We start from the raw sequence: 4,930 nt of genomic DNA, 5'->3' as shown, positions 1-4,930 counted from the left end.
TTTATCACTGCGAAAAATTTCAACCACTCATAGCAAGCGTCTAAGGCGCGATAAATTTAAAATTAGGGCTTTAAGTCAGCATAGCAAGTTTCGCTTCTTGCAAAATTTTAACTGCCTTGGTCGCCGCAAAACTAGAAATTTACAAAATCGCTTTATGAAATTTCGCAGCGTCTCGCGGTAAAATTTTAAAATCAGCGCCGTGCCTGCAAGGCATAATTTAACGGAATTTTACTTGCCCAATTTGGCTAAATTTTCTCTTTCGAAGTTTAGCAGCCACGCTTTGGTCGCTACGCCGCCCGCGCCGCTGTATCCGCCGAGCCCGCCCGCAGCTACGACGCGGTGGCACGGCACGATGATGGGGATTTTGTTTTTGCCGTTTGCGCTACCTACTGCGCGGCTTGCGCGCGGTCTGCCGATAGCCGCGGCTAGCTCGCCGTATGTTACGACCTCACCATAAGGGATCTCTAAAAGCGCGCTCCACACGGACTTTTGAAACTGCGTGCCATTTTGGCTCAGTTTAACGCTAAAGCTCTCAAGCTCGCCCCTAAAATATGCGTCAAGCTCGTCGGCGCAAAGAGTCAAATTCTTTCTTAAATCACTAAGCTTTAAATCGCGTCCTTTATCATCCGTAGCACGCACAAAACCAAATTTAAGCCCTGCGTCGTGTTTTTTAAAGATCTCATCATTGGGTCCGCAGACAGAGCTTTTGACCCAGTCAATACTGCAGATCCCGATCTCGTCATCCCAAATTTCAAGCATTCCAATAGGCGAATTAAAAAAGGCTTTTTGCATCTCAATCCTTTCAAATTTTTACTGGTTTGATCAAAAAAATTTTAAAAAGCGCTTGTTGCGGTGCGAGCTAAAGCTCGAAAACGATGGAATTTCATGCGGTAACGCGAATTTTTTAAAATTTATACGCAAGGCGCCGCAAAGCCTCTACTCAAACCGCATGATGTTTACTAAAACCCCGTCGAAAACGTCTTGCTTAAAAAGCTTGATCTCGCGCACGATATCTGCATTGTCGTCGTCGATGACGCCGTTTTTAACGAGGCTGTCCTCGATGAGTTTAAAGATAAAGGCGTGGTTGCTGACGTCGGAGATACCGCTTTTAAAGCCCATTTCAAGGCGCACCGGCACGCCTATGTGCACGCCGCGCAGATCCTTGGCGATGTAAAGATCGGCGATCGTGCGCACCATTTTTTTCGCCATTTGGTAGCTCGCCGTGGACGACAAAATATCATTAAGACCGAAATTCTCCATCAAAAGCGGAATACGAACACGCGCCAAAACCCCTTCGCCAGGCTCGCTCGCGCTCTTTTTCAAAAACGAAATTTTAATCCTATGCGCGATGCCTATGAAACGCGGCTTAAGCTCAATGAGCCTAGCTCTAGGCGCTTGCGGTAGCGAGACAGGACGCGAAGCGTTTGCAATAGGCAGAGCCTGCGGACGCTCTCGAAGGCTCGCGCGCTCTTTCGTAGGCGCTTTGCGCGCAGGTTTGCCATAGAAATTTACGGGCTTAGTCGCAAAAGTTGATTCGCTCCCAAAAGCAGCAGACGCGGGCTCATCACCAAGCGTCCCCTCCGCCATAGAAGAAGCAACCGTAGAATTCCCTCCCGTTAACGCAGACTGAGCGGATTGCTCAAATTCGGGTGCAAATTTATTTCCCGCTTGCGGCGGCAAATTTAAAGGGCGCCACTCTTGTGCGGAGCTTTTCTGTGCTAAATTTTGCTCGTCGGAATTTTTTAGCGCGTAATTTTGCCCTTTTGCCAAAAATATTGAATCCTCACCGACTAAATTCTCATCTTGAGACGCGAATTCCGAGGCATTTTCTAAGGCAAAATTTGCGGCACGGCAGCTAGCGGAATTCGCGATTTGCCCCTTAGAAAACTCGGAGCCTTGAGGCCCACAATCATTTGCGCACTTTATATCAAGCGCAGAATTTGCAAAAGTGGAATTTTTTGATGCAGAGCTTTGTGCCGCAGAATTTTTACTTCGTAGGTTTGCGTCCTGCTCTGCTACAAACGAATTTTCAGCTGCAAAATTCTCCGTTTGCGCCATAAAATTAGAATTTTGCGCCTCAAATGCGGAATCTTTCACGAGCGCAGAGCTTTGCGCGGAAATAAAATTTCGCGATGCAGGAATGAAGCTTTGCTCTTTGGCAGAATTCGCAGGCGCATAGCTTTGGGGCATAAAATTTTTACTCCTCGCATTTGCGCTCTCTTCGAAACTAGCAGCAAGCCCCACGCTCATATCATCCTGCGCAGCGTCATTTTGCAAAATTAAATTCTCGCGCGTCGTATCCCACGCGGTATCTACGCAAAATTCCGCCCGAGCCGCACCATAAAATTCTGCTTGCGAAACATCTTGAAATTCTGCCCTAGAAGTAAAGCCTTGCGCACTCTGAGCGCTGCGCGCAGGAAAATCTCGCTCGCCGCGCCTCGCATTTGTGGCATACGAGGTCTTTGCCAAGCTGCCGCCAGCCTCGGGCGAAACTGCGCTTAAATCTCCTTCGCAAAAGCTACCAAAATCGCAGGCGCCGTCAAACTCCGCATAGCCATCCGCCTCGCGGAGACGATCTGTGCGGGCTTTCTTTTTGGGCGTAGAAGGGAGCGTGAGCCTACCTGCAAGCTCGCGTCCGCCAGAGTTTAAAATCCCAAAAATTCTAGCTCTAAAGCGCTCAAACTGCTCGCCACTGAGCGAAATTTTATCATTTAGGCTCTGCACGCCGAAGTCTGCGGCGATAAAATTTACGATCGCTCCGTCCCTACTCGCGACGCGCACGCGGCCTTTGACCGAGCCTTTTAGCTTAAAATCGCTGCCTGCGAGAATTTTTTTCATTAATTCCTTCGGATTGTAGGGCATTTTAGCGCTCGCCAAAAACCACTTCGTTAAATTTAGCGACGAAGCTTAGCGGATTGACGCTCACGCCGTTGATCGCGATGCCGAAGTGCAGATGTGGGCCACTAACTCTGCCGCTCTCGCCCGAAAGCGCGATTTCATCGCCTTTGCGAACGTGATCGCCAAGCGTCACTTTGATCTCGCTTAGATGATAGTACTGCGAATAGATGCCGCCGCCATGATCGATCACGACCGAGCCGCCGGCGTAGTAGCGGTCTTTGGCGATGACTACGACCCCGTCGTTGGCGGCGCGCACCGCAGTGCCTACCGCAGCGCGATAATCGGTACCGCTGTGATAGCTTTTAAGCTCGCCATTAAAGGTACGGGCATTGCCGAATGCAGAGGTTATTTTGGAGTTTAAAGGCAGCTCAAACGGCGTGGAAAAAAGATAGCGCGGCGTGGTAATCGCATAGATCGCGTTGGCTTCGTCGAGCTCTTTTTTGATACGCGCGGCGGCTTCTTTAGGCGGTTTAACTTTGCCAGGAGCGACTCTTAAGGTCTCTTTTTTGTACTCGCCCTTTTTCAAAGCGACGATCTGCTCGTGGCTGCCGCTTTGATCTACTATTCTCAGCGCGAAATCTCCCTTAGCGCGGTAATTCGCCGCTAAAACGGCGATTTTATCGTTAGAATTTGGAGCCACGATGAGAGGAATTTGCTTTAAGCCAAAGCTCAACTCGGTCGTGCTTTTATCTAATTTTAAGATAACAACATCACCGTTTACTATGTCTAAAGCGAAAATTTTGATCGCCAAAAGTGCAAAAATAGCTAGAAATTTCATAAATTTTCCAAAATTCGTTATTTTTCATCAATTTTTTGTTAAAAATTAGCTAAAACAAATGAAATTGCTGTTATAATAACGAAAATTCAATTTTAAAAGGATTAAATGATGAAAAAGTTTTTGCTTCTAGCATCTGTTGCACTTTGCGGTCTTTTGCACGCGGACGTCGTGGCAAATCAAGAGGTTATAGCGGCGACTAACGTCGTTAGATCTTTCGTAGCGGCTAATAACTTCGGCACCGATGAGCGCTATCTAACCAGCGCCAAAGCCGTCGCAATCCTAACCGACGTAAAACGCCTAGCTGCGGGCGCATCACTACAATACGGCGATGGAATTTTTAGCGTCAAAGGCGAGAACGGCGAGTGGAGTTCACCGATTTTTATCAAATATAAAGGCTACGGCGTGGGCTTACAGGCAGGCTACGAGACGAGCGACATCGTGATGATCTTTCATACTACGAAGTCATATCAAGACATTTTTACCGGCACAGACACCCTTGAGATCAATGTAGGTGCTGCAGCAGGCGGCGTAGGTAGAAGAACTGGTCGCGCAACTGATCTGCCTGATATTTCTGCATGGATGGTAAGCCCGGGCGAGCAAACAGGCGTCTACCTAGGCGTATCGATCGACAACGGCAGAATCACTATCGACGATCAACTAACTAACGACTTCTATGAGAGAATTTACGACTACGAGGATATTTTAAACGATTCTCCGCGCGCAAATAAATACGCGAAAAGATGGAAGGAAGTAATGAGGAAGTATTTCACAAACGGCGAGAAATACGGCGCTAACAGCAGTGCAGCGATACCTGTAAATCACGTGCAGAAAAAATACCCTGATGGTAAGCCGATCATCTCAAACCGCTCTCCTAGAACTCATACTAAGGCTACGCGAAGCAAAAAAGCTAAAAAAGCAAAATAAATTATCGAGTTAAGCCCCGCTTATGGGGCTTCTTGCTTTGGCTTTGCGTTGAGTTTGCGCAAGAGCGCCGAGATGTGAAATCGAAGTGCATAGGTTATTTTAAAAAGATTTATTGGTTCTTTACTAAAGTATTTATTTAATTTTTATGAGTTATTAGGTATATAAAGACCGAATAAAATTTTATGAAATTTAACGAAATTTTTATAAAATTTAATCAGTTTTTTATATTTTTATCACTACAATTATGTTTCTTGTCTCGTTAGCTCAGTTGGTAGAGCATCTGACTCTTAATCAGGCGGCCGTAGGTTCGAATCCTACACGGGACACCAT

The 4,930-nt window shown here is 46.9% G+C and carries 5 protein-coding genes and 1 tRNA gene; 3 read left to right on the top strand and 3 right to left on the bottom strand.

Annotation, left to right across the window (positions count from 1 at the left end):
* On the top strand, nucleotides 1–181 hold a 181-nt coding region (locus Q0140_RS06810), incomplete at its 5' end, for a hypothetical protein (protein ID WP_297963130.1).
* A gap of 47 nt (nucleotides 182–228) precedes the next feature.
* Here Q0140_RS06810 and Q0140_RS06805 read toward each other — a convergent pair.
* The 3 genes from Q0140_RS06805 to Q0140_RS06795 all read right to left on the bottom strand — a co-directional run bounded on the left by Q0140_RS06805 (nucleotide 229) and on the right by Q0140_RS06795 (nucleotide 3,676).
* Nucleotides 229–792, bottom strand: a complete 564-nt coding sequence (locus Q0140_RS06805) for a methylated-DNA--[protein]-cysteine S-methyltransferase (protein WP_297963127.1) — start codon at nucleotides 790–792, stop codon at nucleotides 229–231.
* A gap of 144 nt (nucleotides 793–936) precedes the next feature.
* Nucleotides 937–2,838, bottom strand: a complete 1,902-nt coding sequence (locus Q0140_RS06800; protein ID WP_297963124.1) for a hypothetical protein — start codon at nucleotides 2,836–2,838, stop codon at nucleotides 937–939.
* Nucleotides 2,839–2,863: 25 nt separating this feature from the next.
* On the bottom strand, nucleotides 2,864–3,676 hold the full coding sequence (locus Q0140_RS06795; RefSeq protein ID WP_297963121.1) for a M23 family metallopeptidase: 813 nt from the start codon (nucleotides 3,674–3,676) through the stop codon (nucleotides 2,864–2,866).
* A gap of 108 nt (nucleotides 3,677–3,784) precedes the next feature.
* On the opposite strand from Q0140_RS06795, the gene Q0140_RS06790 reads away from it, so the two are divergent.
* Nucleotides 3,785–4,600, top strand: a complete 816-nt coding sequence (locus Q0140_RS06790) for a lipid-binding SYLF domain-containing protein (protein WP_297963117.1) — start codon at nucleotides 3,785–3,787, stop codon at nucleotides 4,598–4,600.
* A gap of 253 nt (nucleotides 4,601–4,853) precedes the next feature.
* Nucleotides 4,854–4,929, top strand: a tRNA-Lys gene (locus tag Q0140_RS06785).
* Nucleotide 4,930 lies beyond the last annotated feature (1 nt).

Source organism: uncultured Campylobacter sp. (assembly GCF_938045405.1).
GTDB lineage: Bacteria > Campylobacterota > Campylobacteria > Campylobacterales > Campylobacteraceae > Campylobacter_B.
This window is presented reverse-complemented; position numbering and strand designations above follow the sequence as displayed.